At 46.7% G+C, this 20,971-nt stretch carries 17 protein-coding genes and 1 riboswitch; of the genes, 8 read left to right on the top strand and 9 right to left on the bottom strand.

Annotated elements, in window-relative coordinates; genetic code table 11:
* Nucleotides 1–105: 105 nt before the first annotated feature.
* Entirely contained in the window at nt 106–621 is a 516-nt protein-coding gene (locus NSQ58_RS08305; RefSeq protein WP_023990003.1) for a thioredoxin family protein, read from the top strand.
* Between the two features lie 196 nt (nt 622–817).
* Here the strand turns inward: NSQ58_RS08305 and NSQ58_RS08300 are convergent, their stop codons facing one another.
* The gene (locus NSQ58_RS08300) at nt 818–2,176 is read right to left on the bottom strand and encodes a sugar phosphate nucleotidyltransferase (RefSeq protein ID WP_049827706.1); all 1,359 of its coding nucleotides are present in this window, start codon (nt 2,174–2,176) and stop codon (nt 818–820) included.
* A 160-nt stretch (nt 2,177–2,336) separates the two neighbouring features.
* Between NSQ58_RS08300 and NSQ58_RS08295 the strand changes: the two genes are divergently transcribed.
* Nucleotides 2,337–3,032 carry a response regulator transcription factor gene (locus NSQ58_RS08295; RefSeq protein WP_023990005.1) on the top strand — a complete coding sequence of 232 codons (696 nt, stop codon included), beginning with the start codon at nt 2,337–2,339 and terminating at the stop codon, nt 3,030–3,032.
* A gap of 42 nt (nt 3,033–3,074) precedes the next feature.
* Here the strand turns inward: NSQ58_RS08295 and NSQ58_RS08290 are convergent, their stop codons facing one another.
* From NSQ58_RS08290 to NSQ58_RS08280, 3 genes are read right to left on the bottom strand one after another with little or no spacing between them, the layout of a single operon-like run.
* On the bottom strand, nt 3,075–7,505 hold the full coding sequence (locus NSQ58_RS08290) for a hypothetical protein (RefSeq protein WP_341057174.1): 4,431 nt from the start codon (nt 7,503–7,505) through the stop codon (nt 3,075–3,077).
* Between the two features lie 50 nt (nt 7,506–7,555).
* Complete coding sequence (locus tag NSQ58_RS08285; protein WP_069079899.1) at nt 7,556–9,292, bottom strand: ATP-binding protein; 1,737 nt, start codon at nt 9,290–9,292, stop codon at nt 7,556–7,558.
* On the bottom strand, nt 9,289–9,738 hold the full coding sequence (locus NSQ58_RS08280; RefSeq protein WP_023990008.1) for a hypothetical protein: 450 nt from the start codon (nt 9,736–9,738) through the stop codon (nt 9,289–9,291). The genes NSQ58_RS08285 and NSQ58_RS08280 overlap by 4 nt, the downstream gene beginning before the upstream one ends.
* A gap of 45 nt (nt 9,739–9,783) precedes the next feature.
* Between NSQ58_RS08280 and NSQ58_RS08275 the strand changes: the two genes are divergently transcribed.
* Complete coding sequence (locus tag NSQ58_RS08275; protein WP_023990009.1) at nt 9,784–10,488, top strand: response regulator; 705 nt, start codon at nt 9,784–9,786, stop codon at nt 10,486–10,488.
* On the opposite strand, the gene NSQ58_RS08270 is transcribed toward NSQ58_RS08275, so the two are convergent.
* From NSQ58_RS08270 to NSQ58_RS08255, 4 genes are read right to left on the bottom strand one after another with little or no spacing between them, the layout of a single operon-like run.
* Nucleotides 10,456–11,367, bottom strand: coding sequence for a glycosyltransferase family 2 protein (locus NSQ58_RS08270; RefSeq protein ID WP_076160811.1), 912 nt, complete (start codon nt 11,365–11,367; stop codon nt 10,456–10,458). The genes NSQ58_RS08275 and NSQ58_RS08270 overlap by 33 nt on opposite strands.
* Nucleotides 11,327–12,553, bottom strand: a complete 1,227-nt coding sequence (locus NSQ58_RS08265; protein WP_023990011.1) for a glycosyltransferase family 4 protein — start codon at nt 12,551–12,553, stop codon at nt 11,327–11,329. Before NSQ58_RS08265 ends, NSQ58_RS08270 begins: the two co-directional genes overlap by 41 nt.
* On the bottom strand, nt 12,537–13,802 hold the full coding sequence (locus NSQ58_RS08260; protein ID WP_068941715.1) for a transporter: 1,266 nt from the start codon (nt 13,800–13,802) through the stop codon (nt 12,537–12,539). Before NSQ58_RS08260 ends, NSQ58_RS08265 begins: the two co-directional genes overlap by 17 nt.
* 4 nt (nt 13,803–13,806) lie before the next feature.
* A complete protein-coding gene (locus NSQ58_RS08255) occupies nt 13,807–14,928 on the bottom strand; it encodes a glycosyltransferase (protein ID WP_028541542.1) in 1,122 nt (373 codons plus the stop codon).
* A 505-nt stretch (nt 14,929–15,433) separates the two neighbouring features.
* Between NSQ58_RS08255 and NSQ58_RS08250 the strand changes: the two genes are divergently transcribed.
* The 5 genes from NSQ58_RS08250 to thiE all read left to right on the top strand — a co-directional run bounded on the left by NSQ58_RS08250 (nt 15,434) and on the right by thiE (nt 20,630).
* Nucleotides 15,434–17,155 (top strand): NAD-dependent malic enzyme, encoded by a 1,722-nt coding sequence (locus NSQ58_RS08250; protein ID WP_341057170.1) that lies wholly within the window; start codon nt 15,434–15,436, stop codon nt 17,153–17,155.
* A 92-nt stretch (nt 17,156–17,247) separates the two neighbouring features.
* Nucleotides 17,248–17,350: riboswitch (TPP riboswitch) on the top strand.
* 136 nt (nt 17,351–17,486) lie between these two features.
* Nucleotides 17,487–18,176, top strand: a complete 690-nt coding sequence (tenA, locus tag NSQ58_RS08245; protein WP_071558338.1) for a thiaminase II — start codon at nt 17,487–17,489, stop codon at nt 18,174–18,176.
* Between the two features lie 74 nt (nt 18,177–18,250).
* On the top strand, nt 18,251–19,093 hold the full coding sequence (thiM, locus tag NSQ58_RS08240) for a hydroxyethylthiazole kinase (protein ID WP_179085460.1): 843 nt from the start codon (nt 18,251–18,253) through the stop codon (nt 19,091–19,093).
* A complete protein-coding gene (thiD, locus tag NSQ58_RS08235; RefSeq protein WP_071558336.1) occupies nt 19,090–19,920 on the top strand; it encodes a bifunctional hydroxymethylpyrimidine kinase/phosphomethylpyrimidine kinase in 831 nt (276 codons plus the stop codon). The genes thiM and thiD overlap by 4 nt, the downstream gene beginning before the upstream one ends.
* Entirely contained in the window at nt 19,917–20,630 is a 714-nt protein-coding gene (gene thiE, locus NSQ58_RS08230; protein ID WP_340982139.1) for a thiamine phosphate synthase, read from the top strand. The genes thiD and thiE overlap by 4 nt, the downstream gene beginning before the upstream one ends.
* Here thiE and NSQ58_RS08225 read toward each other — a convergent pair.
* Complete coding sequence (locus NSQ58_RS08225) at nt 20,575–20,742, bottom strand: aspartyl-phosphate phosphatase Spo0E family protein (protein WP_071558335.1); 168 nt, start codon at nt 20,740–20,742, stop codon at nt 20,575–20,577. The genes thiE and NSQ58_RS08225 overlap by 56 nt on opposite strands.
* Between the last annotated feature and the right edge of the window lie 229 nt (nt 20,743–20,971).

The following is a 20,971-nucleotide window of genomic DNA, read 5'->3' as shown; positions in this document are numbered from 1 at the left end:
CCCATGGAAAGCTTCTTTTTTTATACATAATGAGACAAGTGTTACAGCGAAAAATGGAAATATCATTTATTGTAAGTGTAAGAATGTAAAAAAAGGAGGATTTCTGTGAAAAAAGGATATATCGCCGGGTTAAGTGTCATTGTGTTGCTTATCATTGGTATCGCTATTTCAGCTGTAGTTAAATTTCAAGACCTAGAGCAGGTTGTTCTACAAAAAGACAAAGAAATCCAAGCGAGCAAAAGCAATTACCCAGAAATATATGACCACTTGAATGCGGTTACATTTGATGGTTTTAAGAGTTTGATTCAACAGGATCAAAGTGTATTTGTCTATGTCGGCAGACCGAGTTGTGGCGACTGCAATCGGTTTGAGCCTAACTTTAACAAGATGATCGAACAGTATAATCTAGGCTCTAAAATTACTTTTTTGAACGTTCACAAAATCCATAAGGACAAGCCCCAATGGAATAAATTCAAAGAGGATTACAACGTTAAATACACCCCCACCATTGCAGAATTCAGAAACGGCAAGCTGGTTGATAAAATAGAATGGACGCCTAAAAGAGATCTCAGTACAGACGCTGTAAAAGAGTGGCTGACCTCCAAGAAACTTATTTTATAAGTCTCTTTTCTATCCATTTCATTACGCACACAAAGAACTGTTTATGCAAAAAAAGGTATTCATTCGTGTAGCGCATGAATACCTTTTTTAGGAATGTACAGGTCATCTAAGCTCTAATAAAAAATAGTTCCTACTACTCTTCACTGCCTTCTGATAAACCTCGTTCGTATCTATCAGTCCCTATATTGTAGACACTTCATAGAGTATGATCGTCAATCGAATCAGGAAATTCATATCGGATAATATCCGTTTCGGATACGATATGTCCGATTTGTGACTCAATGAATTCTAAATCTCCCTCTACTGCCCCTATAAAATGCTTTGTACCGGGTTCTATGACGATGACCTCACCAGGGCTGACTGTCTGTGTCACGCCATTGATAGAGACACTCCCGGTTCCAGAAACTATAGTCCAAACTTCTTTACGAAACTGATGCTCATGATAGCTGATAAATCTCCCATTTGAAATGACCACGCGTTTGGTCACTGTCTGCAATCCACTTGCCGCCTGTTGATGGGATAATACGGTTTGCTTTCCCCAGAAGCGCTCCTCAAAACGCGGGCCGATTTCAATTTCTGCCACCATATCCTTAATTCCTGTTGACGACTGTCGATCCGTAACCAGCACGCCATCTGGACCAGCAACGACAATAATGTCTGGAACATTCCAGATGCTAACCGGAATCTCCAGTTCATTGATGATATGCGAGTCATGTGAAGCTTCTGAAATATATCCCGGGCCACTCAGCTTCGAACTTACTTCCCGTACCAAAGAATCCCATGTGCCCAAGTCTCTCCACTCTCCATGATAGGGAAGCACGGAGAGCTTATGAGTATGCTCTACTACCGCAATATCGAAGCTAGTTTTAGGTAAGTCTGCGTAATTTGTCGAAAGAGATTCATAGTCGGCTGGTAAACCCATTTGCTCCAGAATATCCAACAAAAAGCCCAGTCTAAAAGCAAACACCCCGCAATTCCATAAGGCCCCTTCACGGATCAACGCTTCTGAACGGATCAGATCCGGCTTTTCAACAAATGAACTAACCCTGTAATATGGCTGGTCAAGTGAAGGAGAGGCTGAAGGCACAATATATCCGTATTTATCTGAGGGCTCCGTTGGGGCAGCCCCCATTAATGCGATATGGCTTCCTGATTGCTCTAATATCGAAGGAAGCCTACGCAGATGCTCGAAAAATTCATCCCCCGCATACCCGTCCACAGGCATGACCCCTACGATCTCATCGCGTGATGCACCTGCAACGTCATGCAAGTAGGCCGTAGCCAGGGAAATGGCCGGGAAGGTATCCCGTTGAGTCGGCTCCTCAATAACTACAGCATCTCCGCCAATTTGCCCCCGAATCAGCTCGGCCTGAGTTCCACTCGTTGAAAAATAGGCCTCATCTGCCAAATTCGCCTCATCTAACTGCCTCCATATTCGTTGCAGCATGCTTTCTGGACGTTCATCATGACGTAAAATAGAAAGAAACTGCTTGGGGCGGTTCACATTGGATAAGGGCCATAGACGTTTACCCGAACCTCCAGATAATAAAATCATTCGCAAAGATGCAACCTTCTTCCTCTAAATTAATATTTTTCTTTCATTATAGGACTGTTCGATTTTCGCATTTCTGCCGAATACATAAGTATGTATTATCGTGGAAAATACATACTTATGCAATGTAATTGTATCTTTATCCGTACAGGAGATGTCAGTCATGCCCATAAAAATACTCATCATTGAAGATCAAAAAAGTTTGGCAGATATGATTGCTCTTCATCTGCAGGAGGAAGGCTATCATACCGAGCTTATTTATGACTCTAAACTTGCAATTCCTACACTTATGCGTTTTAAGCCCGATATTATTGTGACCGCTCTAATGTTTTCCGGTAAAGTCGAATGTGCGCTGATCAGCCAAATCCGTCAATTTACTACGGTCCCTATGCTGGTCATCTCTAATAACACCCTGCTGAATATAAGAATAAAGGCTCTGGACGACGGAGCAGATGACTTCTTATGCAAACCATTCAGCCTGATAGAGTTAAATGCCCGCATCAAAGCCCTGCTGCGCCGCTGCGGCCCCAACATGCCCATTGAATCGCAAACGGTAACTCAAAAGCTTAAAAAGGTAAGAGTGTGGGTGAATGATTACCGTCATAGCCTGTTAGTCGATGACCAAGAAATAGAAGTCACTCAAATTGAATTTTCCATTATAAAAGAGATGTCCTGCAATCCAGGTAAAGTCTTTACCCGCAGCGAGCTGATGGATCGGATCAAAGGCGGAGATGGCGCTTATCTGGATCGTACCATCGACGTACATATTTCCAGCCTTCGCAAAAAAATAGAACGTGACCCTAAAAATCCTCAGCATATCCGTACCGTCTGGGGCAGAGGCTACAAATATGAGATGTAGCCGTATCATGGCTACCCATTTCCCCACTGAGCAGCTTGCTTTTTATGGAAGATTTCGCTTCTTCCATCGCCGATAAGGAAGAAAACAAGCTGCTCCACCCAGTATCCCTATGAGGAACAGTACCCAGCCGAAACGGTAGGCGGAAGCCAGAATAACGACGACTTTCCCGTTCCCGTTACCATTGGTAATGAATCCGGTAGTCACTCCATTGACGGACAGACGGGCTCGCTGATTTTCGCTACCTAGCCTGAACTCCCACAGTGGATTGGGTGATTCGGTCTCCCGGATCAGCACCTGTTCATGCGTTGGATTATATAGCGTAAAACTGCGTTCCATGGAATTTTCACGAGTTGCCTGAATGCTCTCCGATGCATGTGGAGCCATAAAAAAGGTATCCATATCCGATCCCTCAAACAACGTAAACTGATCCACTGTAATCATGGCTTGATAAGGGATGATGGAATATTGCTTCATTTGAAATAAGCCTGACTGCTTCTTGTGCGCATGCGCCAAAATCTGAAACTGCATCAAGGCAGTTCCTGCCGGAGCCTTCACAATTTGATCATAATGATTCCATTGTTCCTTATCTCTCTCCTCCACCTCATCAATATAGGAGGTTTGGAGAACCTGGGACGCTTTATTCAAAAAAATGACCTTCATATGCCGACTTCCAATTTGTTCTGATCGCGCATCCAACTGAACGGCATACTCTTGCAGCGGCTCTGCCTTCATTTTCTTGGACGCATAAATATTCCAGTCACAGGAATAGCTAGGTGCGTAACGGATAGAGAGTCCTTCGTCCTTGATTGACAGATTCGTCTGCCCAGGTCGAATATCCGCCACACATCCGACATCCGTCGTGCTCAATGATTCCTTCGTATCCTCCCCCGGCATCACCGTCACTTCCTGCGCAGCCATTCGATGAATATCTCCAAAACGGCTCAATGACGGCACCTGACTATCCAGCACAAGGGTTAAGCGATACTTCCCCTTGGTTAGGAACAGATTTTTAAATTCGACTCGGCCGTAGTCATTCAGCAGACCGGGAATTTGTATGATTTTCTTGGCAAAACCATCCTGATCGGGCACCGTTTCAATAACCTGCTTTTCGGATAAAGAGGTCGCGGGTAGCCGCTTATACGACTCCTTCGTACGAATCGTTCTGGTCAGCACCTTTCCCGTCTCTTCATTCGTCCACTTCATCGTTAATGACCCCTGGTACCCAGCGGGGAGATTAGCCAAAATAGCTGTGGCATAGGTTCCCGTTTTGGCGACTTCCACATCCCTGCTTAACGTCCCCTTCTGATAGCTGATCCCCCGCCCCATACTAAGTCTTGGTAAAGCACGTTCCGTCTGTACATTCCCTTGTGCGTTAAAATCGCTCTCTGCCTCCAAGGTGAAAAAAAGCTTGCCCCGCTTCAATGCCTGCTCCACTGGAAAAGATAGCTGATCTAGCTGATCCACAGGGACAATCGCAAATTGATTGATCGCATTAAAGCCTTGCAGGTTATTAACCGTGACTGGAGTATCTCCTTTTGGAAAAACATGTTCTCCCAGATCCACCCATTGAAATTGGTTTAAACCATCATCCTGAGTCTTGATACTAACCACTTTGTCCGGCAGTGTGACTTGTAATTTTCCGCCTGCCTTATTCATAAACACTCTAGCATATACATGCGAGGTTTGAGGTTGATCCAGTTTTTTGTGCATCGTAAACGTATTAGGCTTGCTATATTGCCCCAAATCACGCAGCTGGATATCATGAATCCACCAGTAATTTTTTTGCTGTGGACGCTGTAGGGTTAACAAATCCATTCGCATCCAATAGCTACCGGGCGGCGACACGTATTCCCCGTAAAATTTCACACTGTCAAAATTATATCCCTCCGAAGGCGCCACGACATAGCTAACCCCCAGTTCACGCATTTGCTTATCATAAAATCTCATTTTCACATGCATTTTGTTCGCTCCGCGACCGGAAACAGTAATTTGGAACTGATACGGATTATTTTCCTTGGCTTCCAGCAAACCCGATCTAGCGACCTGCCATATATTACTCGGGTCTCCCTTCATAATTTCGCCGTGCAGAGTTGGCACATCATTCAATTCCTCACGGGGATTAGCCTGCACACTGAACAACTGCGGATTATCCGGCTTGAAGAAGGTTTCGGTCCGCAACATGGAATCAAAGTCCACGACCGTCTTCCCTTCGATACTGCTCATCTGATACGGGGCCACATCCAGCTTCTTACTGGCAAAGGTGACCGCAATCCCTGCATCCATTTCCATATCGAACGGAAAGTTCCGTATATTTTGGGAGGATAAATACCATAACCAATCGTTAGTCGAGGCAAAGGTTTTGGACCATTTTAAAAAGGCATTACCATCCTCAATGGCATCAAAAGGGCGTAAGTAATCCTCGGCTGGAAGCTGTGACAACAACAAGTCATTAAAGGACGCCGCTTCCACATAATCCCCTTTGTTAATCATCTGGATGGTTTTTAGCTCAGGCTTTAACGCACTGAACAGCACCCCAAAGCGGCTAAAATCAAAACCAGGCAGATGACTGTAGCTCTCCAGTCGGCTAAAACCGTAAGGTGTTACAATTTTACTCGCAAGGATGTTCATATAGGGCGGTGTCTGATCGAGATTGAATATGGAAAATAGCCCGTTCTGGTACGTACGTTTCAGCCCGGTCTGACCTTCCAGCTGAGACAGGTGGAAATCCTGCCGCTTCTCCTGCCCCACATATTCATCATGGTAGACCAACTGATTGACCCCAAAGGTAGAGAACAGCCAGCCTAATCGGGAGCTTAATCCGTTGTCCATGACATACTGCAGAAAATTCATATAGTATGTAATGCCGGGATCATTCCCCTCATGATGAAAGATCGTATTTTTAGGAGAAGAGTATACCTGAAAATCTCCGGTTGCCTTTTCGTTTGCGGTCTTCCCTTTATTCCATTTGGGCGTGGCTACTCCGTTATAGCTCTGAATCATATTGTCAGCAATCGGAAAGTATAATGCCTTGCTATCGAAACGATCCGGGTCAGTCAGCTTTTCAGCCATTTGACCATAAGCCTCCGGCACTTGTACCGGCTTGTAGTACCCCTCAATGAACTGAGTACGCAAGGGAGCAAAATATATCCCCAGGCACAAAACGACAATAACTACCGCCAGCTTTTTATATACCCGCTGCAACGGGGATGATCCGAACCATTCCATAAATTGAATAACACCGAAGGTCAGCAACACCCCGAAATTAAGGGCAATCAGTCCAATAAATTTGTTAGGATCACGGAAAACCGAACCAATCACAGGGGTTTTCGTAACCAAAATGACAAACCACTTGGCAATGGATGGAAACGTCGTCCCAGTAGCTGCAACCAGAAACAGCAACGTAAGTAGCGAGAAGATCAGAATGATCGGATTTTTATGTGAACGTGTCACCATCGCATACCCGATCAATAGCAACAAAAACCCCCCTCCTACATAAAACATGACAGGCAGTGAGGACAAGGAAAACATGGGCCACCAATAGCTCAGTAAATAACCCACATTATATAAACTGCTGTTGCGGCTGAACAGAGACAACGTATCCACGACGTTAATATTATGCTGAGACGCTTGAGCGTCCATCAACATGCTACCGACATATAGAGACAACCAATAAAAACTGAGCAGACCGAAAAACACGCCAAAAATGATCCCTTTACGCAAAAAATTGCCGTATAACGGCTGCAAATAGGTGCGACCGGCCTTACGATGGGTCCAGGTCAACTTGATCAATAGCAACATGGTGAACAATCCCAAATAAATCATACCGAAGAAAAAATAATGAATTGCCGCAGCACTAACGGTGAATACCGCAGCCAACAGGAACAGGTCGATCCAGTTTCGCTGATACAACTTGTGGGGATGATAGTTTTTAATTTGTTGAATTTGAAACTTGGGGTCCACCGCACTGAAAAAGAATCGCAGCATTAACGGAAACAAGCTATATCCACAGAGCAAATAAATATGCTGAATGCGGAAAATAACCCACGGATTCAGCGCATAAAACAACGAGCCGACCATGATGGCAAAAATACGGGTCTTCGTAAAGCTTGGTGAATAATACACGCTGACCAGTCGCTTGGCAAAGGCATACATCGAAAATGCCGAAACAAATAATAAGCCTGTAATAAACGACTTGAGCAAGACCGGGCCGCTTTCGTCAAATAAGAGTGACAGTCCATAGAAGGGCAAGATGTACAGGATACGTGGAGCATTGAACAAGGTCGAGGTAGACCATCGCTCGTTCCATACTCCGGTTATTTCCTCCAGATACCGATGAGAGGTGGCTCCAAAAGCAATGTCGCTAAACACAATTTGCCCTGGTCCATAGATGGGTGCAAGATATGCAACAATCGCAATCAGCATCAACATCATTGCCGCCATATCGTAGCGGTAGCGAAATATCCATTTTTTCATGCTTGTCCCCCTCTCTTGAACTTCTCGTATATCTGTCGGTTATCTTGGGCCTATCTCCTCAAACGAACGATTGCCTGCAAGCCCTGATCGGTATTACGCAGCTTTAAACGACCGCCTATGGTCTTCAGGTATGCATCCATATGATACAGGCTGAACGCATGCTCCTGGGAGTTTTGGGAATAGTCTGGCTGGAAATAGCTCCAACGCATTTTATCATCAATCCCGCCGCCCGTGTCTTCAATGTTAATAATAATTTCTCCTTCTTCCAGCCGTGAACTAACCTTAAGCACTTGAGATTGCCGCTTGGACCGCAGACCTGTTCGGCCCTTTTCCTGATTCTCAGGCTGCTCTTCACCTTGGCCCATGGCCTGAACTGCATTTTCCAGCAGCCCCTGAATCGTTTTGTACAGCATGGGTGCTTGTGCTGCAATCGATGGAACAGGCTCTTGCCGCAAGATCACTTGAATGTTCTTCATGTTCAATGAACGGTTCGCCCATTTCAGCGACTCAGACAATACTTCATTCATATCTGTAAAGCTAATTCCACTATTATCATGCATCTTCTCTTCCAGCTCATCGCGCAAGCTACGGACTCCCGTCAGTAACTCTCCCAGTGAGGATTCCTGTCTGAGACGACCCTGGATGAAATTTTCATTCAACTCGCGAAAATACTCCAGTTCCTCATGAGAGGCTCCTTTTCCCTGACTGGAAGCCGCTTCAAAACGGTTTGCTAGATCATGATAAAATCCCAGCAGCTTCAAATCATCACCGCCTGTGAGACGGCTAGTCTGCTCTTGCAGCTCTTGTAGCTGCTGCTCAATCGTCTGCATTAACGGCAAATAATATGTGTCCTGCTGCTGTCGCATATCTTCATCGCGCCGTTGGTCACGCACCTGATTGTTCACGATGGCATCCTTTACAATCCTTTTGCGGAACTGTACGAGCATGGCCCACAGAATGAACAATATCAGAACCATGACCATCCACAATTGTTTGCGAAAGGAGCTGATTCGCTGTGCTGTATCCTCGCTGACATCCTTAACCGATATGTAAAGGGCCTCTTCACCAATCCGGCTGAATCCTATTCCGTGTTTCTCACCGTCATCTTCAATGACACCTGTATTGCCCTCCAGCAGCCTACGGGTTACGCCCGTGATGTCCGTTCGGTTAATATCCGGAGTACTTCGGGAAGCTACGACCTTAAATTGACCGTTATAAAATAAAGTCTCATGCTGGTTAACTGGTTTACTTTTAATAATCCCGCTGAGCATATCAGCGTCAACCGTGCGCACCATAAAACCGCCCATCTGCGCTCCTTGAATCCTGCATGCTATATACTGGGCAGGCTGATGATCCTCTGTCACAAAAGAGCTTACTGCACAACCATTTTGCAGCCATTTAATCTGCTGGACCGCACTTTTCATCTCACGATTGTCTCGCCCGACCATCACATGATACTGCTCATCCAGCACATAAAAGGCCCCGCCGCTTTCACGCTTAAACCCCTCAGGATACTGGCGTGTTCCCTGATTCAGCATATCTCTGCCCAGACTGGACGACAGCTCCTTCAGTTCAGTCTGCCATGCGGCATAACGCTCGGTTATGCTGCTGGAAAGTTCCTGTACCTCATACTGGAGCTGCTCGTTCTGAATCTCCGCCAAGTGACCACTGAATTGCCGCACAACAAACCATTGAAGCACAGCGGCCAAGAACAATGTCACACCCAGAACGATCAGGTACAGGATCAGCTTTTGCCAACCTGGTTTCAACAAAGCCCATTGCTTCATGCTTCCCTGTCCCCTCCATTCTGTTCAAGACGGCTCAAAATAGCCTGCATCAGGCATTCCAGCTCGTAGCTGACCAGCGGTAGCCGTGCGCACAGCAACCGGGGAGTACGGCGCTGGAGTGCAGCAAACCTCGCAGCGGTTTCCGTTGCCCCGTCCGTCAGTAGGATCAACTCGCATGTTTTTGCGATATATAAGCGATCCAGCTCTTCCTCGCCGTATTCTCGCAGATCAACAACGTAAATATCATGACGATCGTCCATATGCTGAAGTGCGCTGGAGACAGCCAGGGTCACTCCTGTATGCCGTGCAGCATGATACTGATGAAGGAGACGCATACCTTTTTCCCAGAGGGCATGTTCAGCCGAATCAAATCGTTCACAAAAAAGACGCAACGCCCGTTCTGTATTGACATCTTTCAAAAATGCCAAAACGCTGATATTATACATGTAGTTCCTCATTTCTTACTTCCTGATTGGAGTTGCGCAGTTCTTATGACACCCCAAAACATTCTATTTGTTGACGACAGCCCTATGGTTCTGTCCCTGCTTGAACGGACCTTGACGCAAGAAGCATTCACCTTACATACCGCTCACACGCCCAAAGAAGCCTTACAAGTGCTGGAACAGCACCCGATTGATGTGGTAGTTTCCGATCTGCTCATGCCTGGTCTGGATGGGATTACCTTCCTTCGCATGATTAAGAAGGATTATCCACATATCGTACGAATTATTTTGTCTGGTCACCTGCATACGCAGTCCATTTTATCGGCGATTAACCAAGTCGGTGTGTTCCGTTTTTTGACGAAACCGCTGGAGCTGGATGATGATACGCTAAAAAAAATACTGTATGAGGCGCTTGATCAGGCCAAACTCAACCGAAACAGCCTACATGCAGACCAGAACGTAGCTTCCAACCTGTCAGTTTTTATAGACAGCATTTTGAATGCACCGTACCGACCCTATGTGCTGCTGAATGAACAAGATATCGTAACCGCTGTACACATTGCACTCGCTGAGCTGTATCCTGTCGGCTGCTCACTACGTCATCCTGACGGGGAAGGTATTCAGTTAACCACGCATTCATTATATATACCGTATGAGGAGTCGGAATCTTCCGATCCCGACTTATACACGCTGGATACACTGACCCTCGGCCATTCATCGTTACGCCTTATCCGCCTTAGCGAGATCGCCTGAGTGACGGGTGCCGCCCTTTAACACGGCGGCTACCCCAATCACAGTCAGGCATACATACATCCACAACATCCCCATCGTCAGCAAGGGGTGACGGATATAGTTTTTCAAATTCCCCCATGTATACAGCACCGGACGGAAGAAGTACCAACGTTCCAGCGCTTTTCGCAATCCGCCCTCTTCAGATGACATCGTACGATCCATCACCGAAAAGTAGTAGGCTTTTTTACGTAATACATCGTGCAGATACACCTGTTTTTCATCATGGTATACCCGTGTAAATACCGCCCGGCGAATGACTCCACCAGACTCTATATAACGCAAGGTTGGCTGTATTTCTTCAAAAGCAATCTGCTCCGCATTAAACCCACCCGTCGATTCGTAAGCGCTCATTCGCCAGAAACGTGCGGCTTCAATGGAGCGTTTTCCCAAGGTTTCACCCGCATTGTTAATCACATTTCGCTCAAAAACCTTTACTTTGGAAAAAAAATTGTTTGCTTCCGAATACGCCTCCTCCGGAACGACCAAGGCGCCAATATCCTGATGATCGTCAAAAAAGTCAATGCTCTGCTGAATCAGATGTTCGGCTAAAATCATATCGGAATCCAATACAAATATGTATTCGGCACCCAAGCGTTTCGCTTCCTCAACCGCCCTGACCCTAGCGACTCCCCGCTCCCCATGGGGAAGCTCCAATACCGTTACGGGTACTGAACTCCCTACCGACAGCATACGAATCGTCTCAACGGTCCGGTCATTGGAGCCATCATCAGCAATTACAATATGCAGATCCCTGTAATTTTGCCCCATACAGCTTCGCAAACAAGGCTCTATCGTCCGTTCATTGTTGTACGTGGAGAAGAGAATGACCACTTTGTCCACTCTGTTCCGCCTCCTCTACCCAATCTTCCATCAACTGCTCAAACGCAGCAGCCGTATGATCAAAATGGAATCTTAACGCATATTGATACGCCCGCTCACGGATGGCCATGTAATCTTCGCCGCCCTTTGCTGCTCTTTCCATTTGTTCAGATAATCCTCGGATGTCTCCGTGAAAGCATAGATACCCGCTTTTTCCGAAATCCGTTGCATCCACCAGACCCGGTGAATTGCTGACAATGCTAGGGGTTCCAACGGCTGCAGCTTCGGTAATCGTCAAACCCCAGCCTTCACGTAAGGAAGGAAATACGAGCGCGTGGGCACGACTCATCAGCTCCAGCTTATGCTCTGCTGAAACAAATCCGTAAAAGGTAATATCGGCTTGCGATTGCCCCTGTTCATCCGGTTCTCCGTATGTCAAACCATACTGTTTCATAATCGGCACTAATTGTTCTGCCACATAGGTTTTATCGGTTTTTCCGGCAATCCATAACATAGCCTGAGGGAACTTTTCCTTGAGCTGCCCAAAGGCTTCAACAACCAGATCAATGCCTTTATATTTGACGAAGCGCCCAGCATACATGAAGGTCGGATTAGGCTCCTTCGTTAAAAATTGTTCACGCGGCCAATGATCAAACTCAATGCCTTCCGGTAAAAGATGAACACGATCCGGGTGAAAGCCCAGCTTAAGCAGATCATATCGGGTAGACGGAGATACCGTAAGCGTCCGATCCTTACGAGCCAGCTTAAGCATCAAGGGCTCCATATGAAACCCAATAACATTTAGCGGGAATTTGGCGTTCTCAAACCATATTTCCCTTGTTAGCTGATGTATGAAAAAGATCCGCTTGGATGCCTCCACCCAAAATCGGGTAAAGAATTGATGCGTATTCGCCTGGTTAATCACATAATCGATCTTCCCTCGATGACGACGGTAATAGCGCATCGCATAATAAATAACACTGTATATGTTCCCTTTTCGAATATACGTAATACCGTCAATAATTTCATGCTCAGGCATCCCCTCAAATTGGGGTGAAAAATGAATGAACTGGAAACGTCCTTGCTGTGAGCGTTTAAGCATTTCATGGGTAAAAATTTCTGCTCCCCCGCTTTTAGGTGAACGAATGTCACGCCAGGAAAGCAATAGAACTACGGTTTTACCGTCCTGTTCATGTATGGTATTCATGGGGTAAATCCCCCTTTATCTTTATTTTGAACAAATGCACATAGGCGTCTATCACAAAGTAGAGAGCCATAGCCCCGTAAACTATGAACTCAGATAGCAAAAAATCTACCGGATCTGTGTGGGCAATATGAAAGGCTACTAATAAAGCCGCGGCTCCTGCCATCAGACTGAACATAAATTTGCGTCTGCCCACCAATACGTGCACATGCACAAAAAACAGCACGATGGAAAATAGCCAGTACACCCATCCTCCCCATGGAATATAGGCCTCGGCCGATTGGTAAGAGGCTCCGAATAATATGGGAATAGAGGAAGGGAACACAAAGGTCGTGCCCACATATACACAGATTGCAGCTATAGCCATTAAACCGGCATAGACGGCAATCAACTTGCCCAAAGCTTGGCGGTCATGCCCCTGCGCACCGATCTTTGGAATAAAGGCAGCAATTAGACTATACGAAACGTAATAGACCAACTGGCTGTACTTCAGCGCAATGGCATAGCTGCTGGCCTGCTCAGGAAAGTAATGCTGTACATACAACATGTCGATGGAGATACAAAACAAAATGAATAAATTCGTCATAAGGCTATCGGTGAAATCCTGACCCAATGATTTCCATAGCCCAGAAGGGATATGTTCTCCACTGTATGTGAATAAGGACAAGCCACGAGCCGAAACGATCCAGCCGTGGAGCAGCGACAGCAACATTCCTCCACAGCTTGCTAACAGTAGGGCTTCCAGCTTTAACCCCAGTGCAGCCAGAACAAAAAACAGGCTCAGCTTCCCTAATACCTCAATGTAATAGTTCACATTGAGCGCCAACATGCGTTCCCTGCCCTGTAAATCTCCGCGGCACGAACTTACAAGAATATGCAGTCCGATCAAGCCATACAGCATGAACAGCGGGCCGGATTCGACGCCTAATAGCGAACGCAGTAACGGATGAAAGATGAGTAAAATGATCATGGCAAGCACGGTTAGCACCAGAGGTGCTTTGAGTAATAAAGAACCGAGCGGTAAGCTTCGTAGCGCAAGCTTTTGGTCTCCCTTAGAGACCAGTTTGGCGGTTAATAGCTGGATGGATAAACCCAAAACGGATAAAAGTGCAAAAAGTGCCAGCAGCGCATTCGCCTGGCCATAAGCTTGTCCGGTAAGATACCAGCTCGCTGCAATGTGGAAGAAAAAATTAAATCCGTTAAGCAGCACATTAAAGAGAGGGAACATCAACGATCGCAATCGGTTGTTCACGTTGTTATCTCACCCGCCGATCCAGTCGCCAAATATCAATGATGGAGCGTAAAAAACGAATAGAATCCTTCCAGACATGAATGTGCGATCCATCGCGGTCAATACATTTGACGGGTAATTGCAGCACACGAAGCTGGAGTCGCTTGGCAATAAACATCATTTCTAGATCCAGCGCCAGTCCGAGCTGTTCCTTTAAATGCGGAAACATCCGTTTCACTGCAACCGAACTCATCACTTTAAGCCCAGTCTGCGAATCTACCACACCTGTTGGTAAAAAAGGACGGGAAATGACCCGCTTACCAAAGCTGACAACAGATCGCAATAAAGATCGATTCTCGGCGGTCATATCCTTGGTTCCGATCACGACATCATAATAGCCCTGCTGAACAACATTAATCATTCTGGCAATATCCTCAATAAAAAAGGAGTCGTCCGCATCCACAAATACGTAGTAATCCGCACCTATGGTCCGCATCCCTTCCAGATACGTCCCTGCCTTACGTGTATTGCGTCCCAATTCCCTTGTTTGAAGCAGCGGGCTAAGATTCTGATTAATCCTGTTTACGGACAAGTCCGTTGCTGCCTCCAGCGCTTTAATCAAGGCATTGGTACCATCGTGACTGCCATCATCAATGAGATAAATCGAACCTTCAATAATATGGCTGCGGATAAAGGCTTGCAGTCGTTCAGCAAAGGTTTTGACATGAACAAAACGTTGCTCTTCGTTATATACAGACAAGATAAATGCAATATGTTGGCTTTTGGTCGAATACTCGGGATAGAGCAAGCTTTGTATTTCCGAAAGCATTTCTTCGGTGTCATTGGCTTGCCAAAATAGCAGGCGCAAACGGCCTACTCCGGTGATTTGCACCATATGCTGATCACTGAACGGAATTGTTACATCCGTCACCAGTAACAATGGCATTTGCGGAAATTGGCTACGGATCTGATTGGCTTTCCGCACCGCCTGCCCCGGCTCCCTATAATCAATCAGGCAACAACATGCGTTCTCGTAGACTGAAGCTGCCTCCGTGTCCTCGCACTGTATATATTGGTAAAAACAAATCACATTGGGATAATCAATAGCCCTGTCGTTATCGCTAAAAATGGCTATAGGTCCCTGCACACAAACCTCTCCTTTTCCTCCGAATAGTTCTATTTTGTTGAAAAAGAATTAAGAATGTTTGCTTATAGGAGTTAAATTAATGTCCAAATACTTCATATTTCCTTAACAAAATAGCTGACACTCCATGATATATAAGGATATAAGAGAAGAAAAACTGATTTTCATATTTGATAAAAATAGAGTATTTAGACCTGATTCATTAGAACCAAAACCATCAGAATTAGTTAGCGCATCTATATCTAAAATTAGTTCTTTTAGATCAACAGAAGGAAATATATATGGTTATTTTGTCATAGATAAATAGAAGAATAAAACAGATTCGCACGTCCATACTATGGACAACATGTCATCTTGAAAATTTTGCAAAAATCCGATAAGCGACTTTCAATGAACAAGATATAGATCGAAATGGTTTAGTTCGTCTATATCTTGCACTTCGGAGCGACTGGAATCGAATTTTGTGAAATCCTTACAATATGTAAATGAAGAGAAGGAAGGTCTTTCTATGGAAGCATTTTATGTCAATCGCGATGGGTCATTATCTACTCCATTACGGGGAAAGGATGTGTTGGCAAATCCCCTTTTGAACAAAGGTGTCGCTTTTACAGAAGAAGAACGCAAGGAGCTGGGTTTGGAAGGAATCCTTCCTCCAACCGTCCTTTCATTGGAGAAACAGAGCGTACGGGCATATCAGCAGTTTCTGGCACAACCCACCATGCTGCGAAAAAATGCTTCTCTCAACGACCTTCACAACCGAAATGTCGTACTCTACTACCGGCTGCTAACCGATCATTTGAGTGAAATGCTGCCCGTAGTCTACACGCCGACCGTAGGAACCGCGATTCAAGAATATAGTCACGAGTACAACCGCCCTGGAGGCATATATTTGTCGATAGATAACCCGAACGGTATTGGACAAGCATTCCATAATTCTGGTTTGAGTGGCCATGATGTGGATCTGATCGTCGTGACAGATTCCGAAAGTATTTTAGGGATTGGTGACTGGGGCGTCGGGGGGATTAACATTGCTATCGGCAAGCTTGCAGTGTATACGGCTGCGGCAGGCATTCATCCTGGGCGGGTGCTGCCAATTGTACTGGATGTAGGCACGAATAATGAAAAGCTGCTGAATGATCCACTGTACATCGGAAACCGCCATAAACGAGTTCGCGGAGAAGCCTATAACCAGTTTATTGATACTTTTATCAGCAAAACGTTAGCGCAATTCCCGAAGGCGCTTTTACATTGGGAAGATGTGGGTAGCGTTAATGCGCGCCATATTATAGGAAAATACGGTCAAAGCATACTCACCTTCAACGATGATATACAAGGTACAGGAGCAGTGACCCTGGCTGCGATTCTTTCGGCGGTGGGTGTCACCAAGACTCCGCTGCGTGAACAAAAAATACTTGTTTTCGGCCCAGGGGCTGCAGGGATCGGTAACGCTGATCAAATTCGGGGCGCTATGATCGAGGATGGCCTTTCCGTAGATGATTCATTCAAGTCCTTTTGGGCCTTTGATTATCGCGGGCTGTTAACGGAAGATATGGAAGACGTATTGGAGTATCAGAAACCGTATGTGCGCAAAAAGGATGAAGTCAGCTCATGGACCCGGTCGGGTGACGGCAAAATACCGCTACTGGAGGTCATCCGTCAGGTGAAGCCTACGATATTGATTGGAACTTCCGGTGTAGCAGGTGCCTTTTCTGAAGAGATCATCAAGGAGATGGCAAAGCATGTAGAACGCCCGATCATTATGCCCATGTCCAATCCTACAAACCTTGCAGAAGCAGTACCCGAGGATTTGATCCGGTGGACAGATGGCAGAGCACTGATCGCAACCGGAAGTCCTTTTGAGCCCGTTACCTATAACGATACAAATTTTGAGATTGGACAGGCGAACAATGCCTTTGTTTTTCCGGGACTGGGTCTGGGTGCGATTGTGGTTAAAGCCAAAAGGATTACCCCTGCGATGTTTACAGCGGCAGCAGTTGCTGTTGCCAATGGTGTAGATTCGAATACGCCTGGCGGTGCGCTACTCCCTCATATCCGAAAATTACGCGAAGTTTCGTACGCTGTTGCGATTGCGGTTGCAAAAGCCGCGATTCAGGATCAGGTAGCGCAGGCGCACATTTCAGATGTGGAACAAGCTATACAAGATGCAATGTGGAAACCGAAATATGCCAAGGTCAAAGCAGTGGAAAGTGTAATTCATCACCCTCACTAAGCCCAAAACACCTAACTAGAGGAAATTTAATATTTTGTACACTATGTTTGACATAGCATATGAACGAATGTACAGTAATAGTCAAAAGAATAGAAGTCCACTAGGGGAGCCACTATGGCTGAGACAAGAGCGTATCTTGGACCCTTTGAACCTGATCTAGTTCGTACTAGCGTAGGAAAGTGGAGCCTTCGTATATAAGGTTTCAAGCGTTTTTTGCGTATTGGGCCTATTGTTGAAGCCGCTCCATTTTTCCGGGGCGGCTTTTTAGCGTTGTTCCGGAATTATATTCTTACAGGACTTCTTGCTCTTCAATTTAATGGAGGTGGGGAAATTGAGTTTTACACAAGAACTCCGTCGGCAGGCGGACGGCATTTTTCAAGCGATTTTTGAGCATCCCTTTGTGAGAGGTATTGCTGAAGGAAGTTTGACAAGGGGACAGCTGATTCACTATGTAAAACAGGACTTTGAATATTTGAACGCCTACATGCGGATATACGGCATCGCAATCTCCAAATGCACGAATCGGGAGGACATGGCTGTATTTAATGAACAAATCTCTTTTATTCTCCACAGCGAGGTTCATCCGCATCAAAATTTCTGTGCTGTCGCAGGGGTGAGCTATGAAGAGTTGCAGGGATATCCGCTCGCTCCGTCGGCTCATCACTATATCCGTCACATGCTGACGGTTGCGCATGAGGGCAGCCTGGGCGAGATCTTGGCTGTGCTGCTGCCATGTATGTGGACGTATGCCGAGATTGGTCGCAGGCTGCTGGATGAAGTAAAGCCGGATGAGTCTCATCCGTTCTATGAATGGATGGGCTTCTATGGAGACCAGCTTGATGATACAACACTCAAGTTCCGAGAACGTGTAGATGCTTGGGCGGAAGGCGCAACGGCTGCTGAGCGAGAGCGGATGATTGAGCATTTTATACTGAGCTGCCAGCTGGAATATAAGTTCTGGGACATGGCCTATAAGCAGGAAGAATGGCCGGTCCAGATACAGGCAGCGGTCTTGGAATAGTCAGCTTGGCAATTCGATGCGTGAAGTACAGTTAATGCCCTGTTGAACCACCAACTATAGAGAGGATAATCATTATGAGTACATGGGAAAAAAGTTATTCGGATCTCCTGACGAAGGTACAAAACAGCAAACCCCTCGTTCACAATATGACCAATGTGGTAGTCACTAACTTTACGGCCAACGGCCTGTATGCATTGGGCGCCTCCCCGGTGATGGCCTATGCACCCGAGGAAGTAGCAGACATGGCAAAAATAGCGGGAGCCGTCGTGTTAAACATCGGTACGCTGAACCGCGAACTGGTGGATGCCATGATCATTGCTGGACAATCGGCGAATGCACACGGTGTTCCGGTCCTGCTAGATCCGGTCGGTGCGGGAGCAACGAGCTTTAGAACTGAGTCGGCACTGCGAATCCTGAGAAAAGTCAAAATCTCATTGGTGCGGGGCAATGCAGCCGAAGTCGCGCATCTTGTTGGAGAAGCGCGTGAGATTAAAGGCGTAGATGCTGGTGACAGTGCTGACAGCGGAAATGTCGATCTGGCAATTCGGGCTGCTCGAACGCTCAATACAATGGTTGTCATTACTGGAAAAGAGGACGTCATCACCGATGGGGCCGAAGTACGAATGATTAGCGGTGGAGACGCGCTGCTCACGAAGGTAACCGGAGCAGGCTGCCTGCTGACCTCTGTGTTAGGTGCCTTTGCAGCTGTTGAACCCAACCTGCTGCTCGCAGGTACAGCAGGCTTGGCATTTTACGGTGCAGCAGCTTCCCGAGCCGCAGCACGTACCGCAGAGCTGGGGCCCGGCAGCTTCCAGATTGCCTTTCTCGACGAGCTCGCCAAACTACATACAGGTTCGCTAGAGGGGCATGTCACTGTCCGTGAAGCCGGAACAACCACAGCAGGTGGTGCGCGATGACAGACGTTCGTGTACCCAGAGCGCTGACGATTGCCGGTTCGGACAGTGGCGGCGGGGCCGGAATTCAAGCCGATCTCAAAACCTTTCAGGAGCTTGGCGTTTACGGCATGTCGGCTATTACGGCCATTACCGTACAGAATACTTTAGGGGTCCACGGCGTATATCCGCTGCCACAGGAAGCAACAGCGGAACAGATCGAAGCTGTAGGATTAGACCTTGGAGTGGATGCCCTGAAGACTGGCATGCTGTTTAATGCGGGCATCATCCGTCTTGTGAGCAAGCAGATTCGAAAGTTCGGCTGGAAAAAGGTTGTCGTCGATCCCGTGATGATTGCCAAGGGAGGCGCAAAGCTGCTGCAGCCAGAAGCGATGCAGGCTCTGAAGGACGACCTGCTCCCCTTGGCCCTGGTCGTTACACCGAATATCCCGGAGGCGGAAGCCCTGACAGGGATCAGTATCCATACGATGGAGGATCGCCGCGAGGCTGCGAGACATATTAGCAGTATGGGATCAAAATTCGTTGTGATCAAGGGTGGCCACGCTGACGAGAGCGAGAGCAGCGAACAGATTGTGGACCTGCTCTTTGACGGAACCGCCTTTACAGAGCTGAGCGGCAAGCGAGTACGGACTGTTCATACACACGGAACAGGATGCACCTTCTCAGCAGCGATTACCGCGGAATTAGGGAAAGGGATGTCTGTACCGGAGGCTATCTCGAATGGCAAAGCCTTCATCCAGGCAGCGATTGAGGAACCTTTGCAGCTTGGACAAGGACATGGACCCACCAATCATTGGGCCTACCGACGTCGTCAGGAGGTGCTGCTATGAGCGGTAGAATGTTGTCAGAGGTGGTGCGCCGCCAGCTACAGATGTACCTGGTGCTTGGAAGCGTGAATTGCCTCGCGGAACCAGGCTGGGTCGTGCAAGAGGCTCTGGCTGGCGGCGCAACCATGGTCCAGTTCCGGGAAAAGGGTCTCGGCGCGTTAACGGGCGTTCCTATGTTCGAACTTGCGTGCCAGCTACAGGAACTGTGCCGTCACGCTGGTGTCCCCTTCATCATCAATGACGATGTGGAGCTGGCTCTTGAACTCGACGCCGACGGTGTTCACATCGGTCAGGACGATGAATCCGCCGAATCCGTCCGCGAGCGAATCGGAAATCGAATTCTAGGCGTCTCTGCCCATACCATTGAGGAAGCACGTCGAGCCATCCTGCAAGGTGCTGATTATCTCGGCGTCGGACCCATCTATCCCACCATCTCGAAAGATGATGCCCATGCCGTACAGGGACCGGCAATTTTATATGAGATGCGTAAAGCGGGAATTGATGTGCCGATTGTTGGGATCGGAGGTATTACAGTGGACCGTGTTGAGGAAGTCGCACGTGCAGGTGCAGATGGTGTGGCGGTGATTTCAGCCGTGACACAGTCAGAACAGGTTAGAGGTGCGGTCAAGGAATTAAAGAAAAATATGGTATCATTTCTCAATGATCCGATCTACATGTTTGATAATGATTCAACAGATCATCCAGCTTTTTAGATTGTTCTATTACTTTGGGATGTGTTAAAAATCCATACTTTTTCTGGACCTGGTACAGTTTCTTCCTAGCTCGTTCGACACAAAGTAAAGTCACACCTTGGTTCATCAGCATGATCCCTCCTATATGTCATATTTTATGACAAAAAGACGTTTTTTGGATTTTCAAATGATGCGCCTAACAAAAAAAGAACATCCCAAAAGTTTGCATAAACAAAGATGTCCCTAAATCCACGTTAAAAGAGCCTCCGTTTCCACTAATTAAGTGGAACAGAGGCCCTTTTCATAAAGAAATCCAATGAATATAGAGCATACATGCCAATTCTGACCTAGAGATTAACCTT

Origin of the sequence: Paenibacillus sp. FSL M7-0134 (assembly GCF_038007865.1) — a bacterium.
In the GTDB taxonomy this organism is placed as follows: Bacteria; Bacillota; Bacilli; order Paenibacillales; family Paenibacillaceae; genus Paenibacillus; species Paenibacillus polymyxa_B.
Note: the sequence above shows the minus strand (reverse complement) of the source record. Positions and strands in the feature narration are given on the sequence as shown.

Bases quoted from the DNA above. Each gene is read 5' to 3' on its own strand.
- thiM (WP_179085460.1), top strand. From the start codon at position 18,251: ATGAGTACATGGGAAAAAAGTTATTCGGATCTCCTGACGAAGGTACAA.
- thiD (WP_071558336.1), top strand. From the start codon at position 19,090: ATGACAGACGTTCGTGTACCCAGAGCGCTGACGATTGCCGGTTCGGAC.
- NSQ58_RS08265 (WP_023990011.1), bottom strand. From the start codon at position 12,553: ATGAATACCATACATGAACAGGACGGTAAAACCGTAGTTCTATTGCTT.
- NSQ58_RS08275 (WP_023990009.1), top strand. From the start codon at position 9,784: ATGACACCCCAAAACATTCTATTTGTTGACGACAGCCCTATGGTTCTG.
- NSQ58_RS08300 (WP_049827706.1), bottom strand. From the start codon at position 2,176: ATGATTTTATTATCTGGAGGTTCGGGTAAACGTCTATGGCCCTTATCC.
- NSQ58_RS08280 (WP_023990008.1), bottom strand. From the start codon at position 9,738: ATGTATAATATCAGCGTTTTGGCATTTTTGAAAGATGTCAATACAGAA.
- NSQ58_RS08295 (WP_023990005.1), top strand. From the start codon at position 2,337: ATGCCCATAAAAATACTCATCATTGAAGATCAAAAAAGTTTGGCAGAT.
- thiE (WP_340982139.1), top strand. From the start codon at position 19,917: ATGAGCGGTAGAATGTTGTCAGAGGTGGTGCGCCGCCAGCTACAGATG.
- NSQ58_RS08285 (WP_069079899.1), bottom strand. From the start codon at position 9,292: ATGAAGCAATGGGCTTTGTTGAAACCAGGTTGGCAAAAGCTGATCCTG.
- NSQ58_RS08250 (WP_341057170.1), top strand. From the start codon at position 15,434: ATGGAAGCATTTTATGTCAATCGCGATGGGTCATTATCTACTCCATTA.
- NSQ58_RS08290 (WP_341057174.1), bottom strand. From the start codon at position 7,505: ATGAAAAAATGGATATTTCGCTACCGCTACGATATGGCGGCAATGATG.
- NSQ58_RS08225 (WP_071558335.1), bottom strand. From the start codon at position 20,742: ATGCTGATGAACCAAGGTGTGACTTTACTTTGTGTCGAACGAGCTAGG.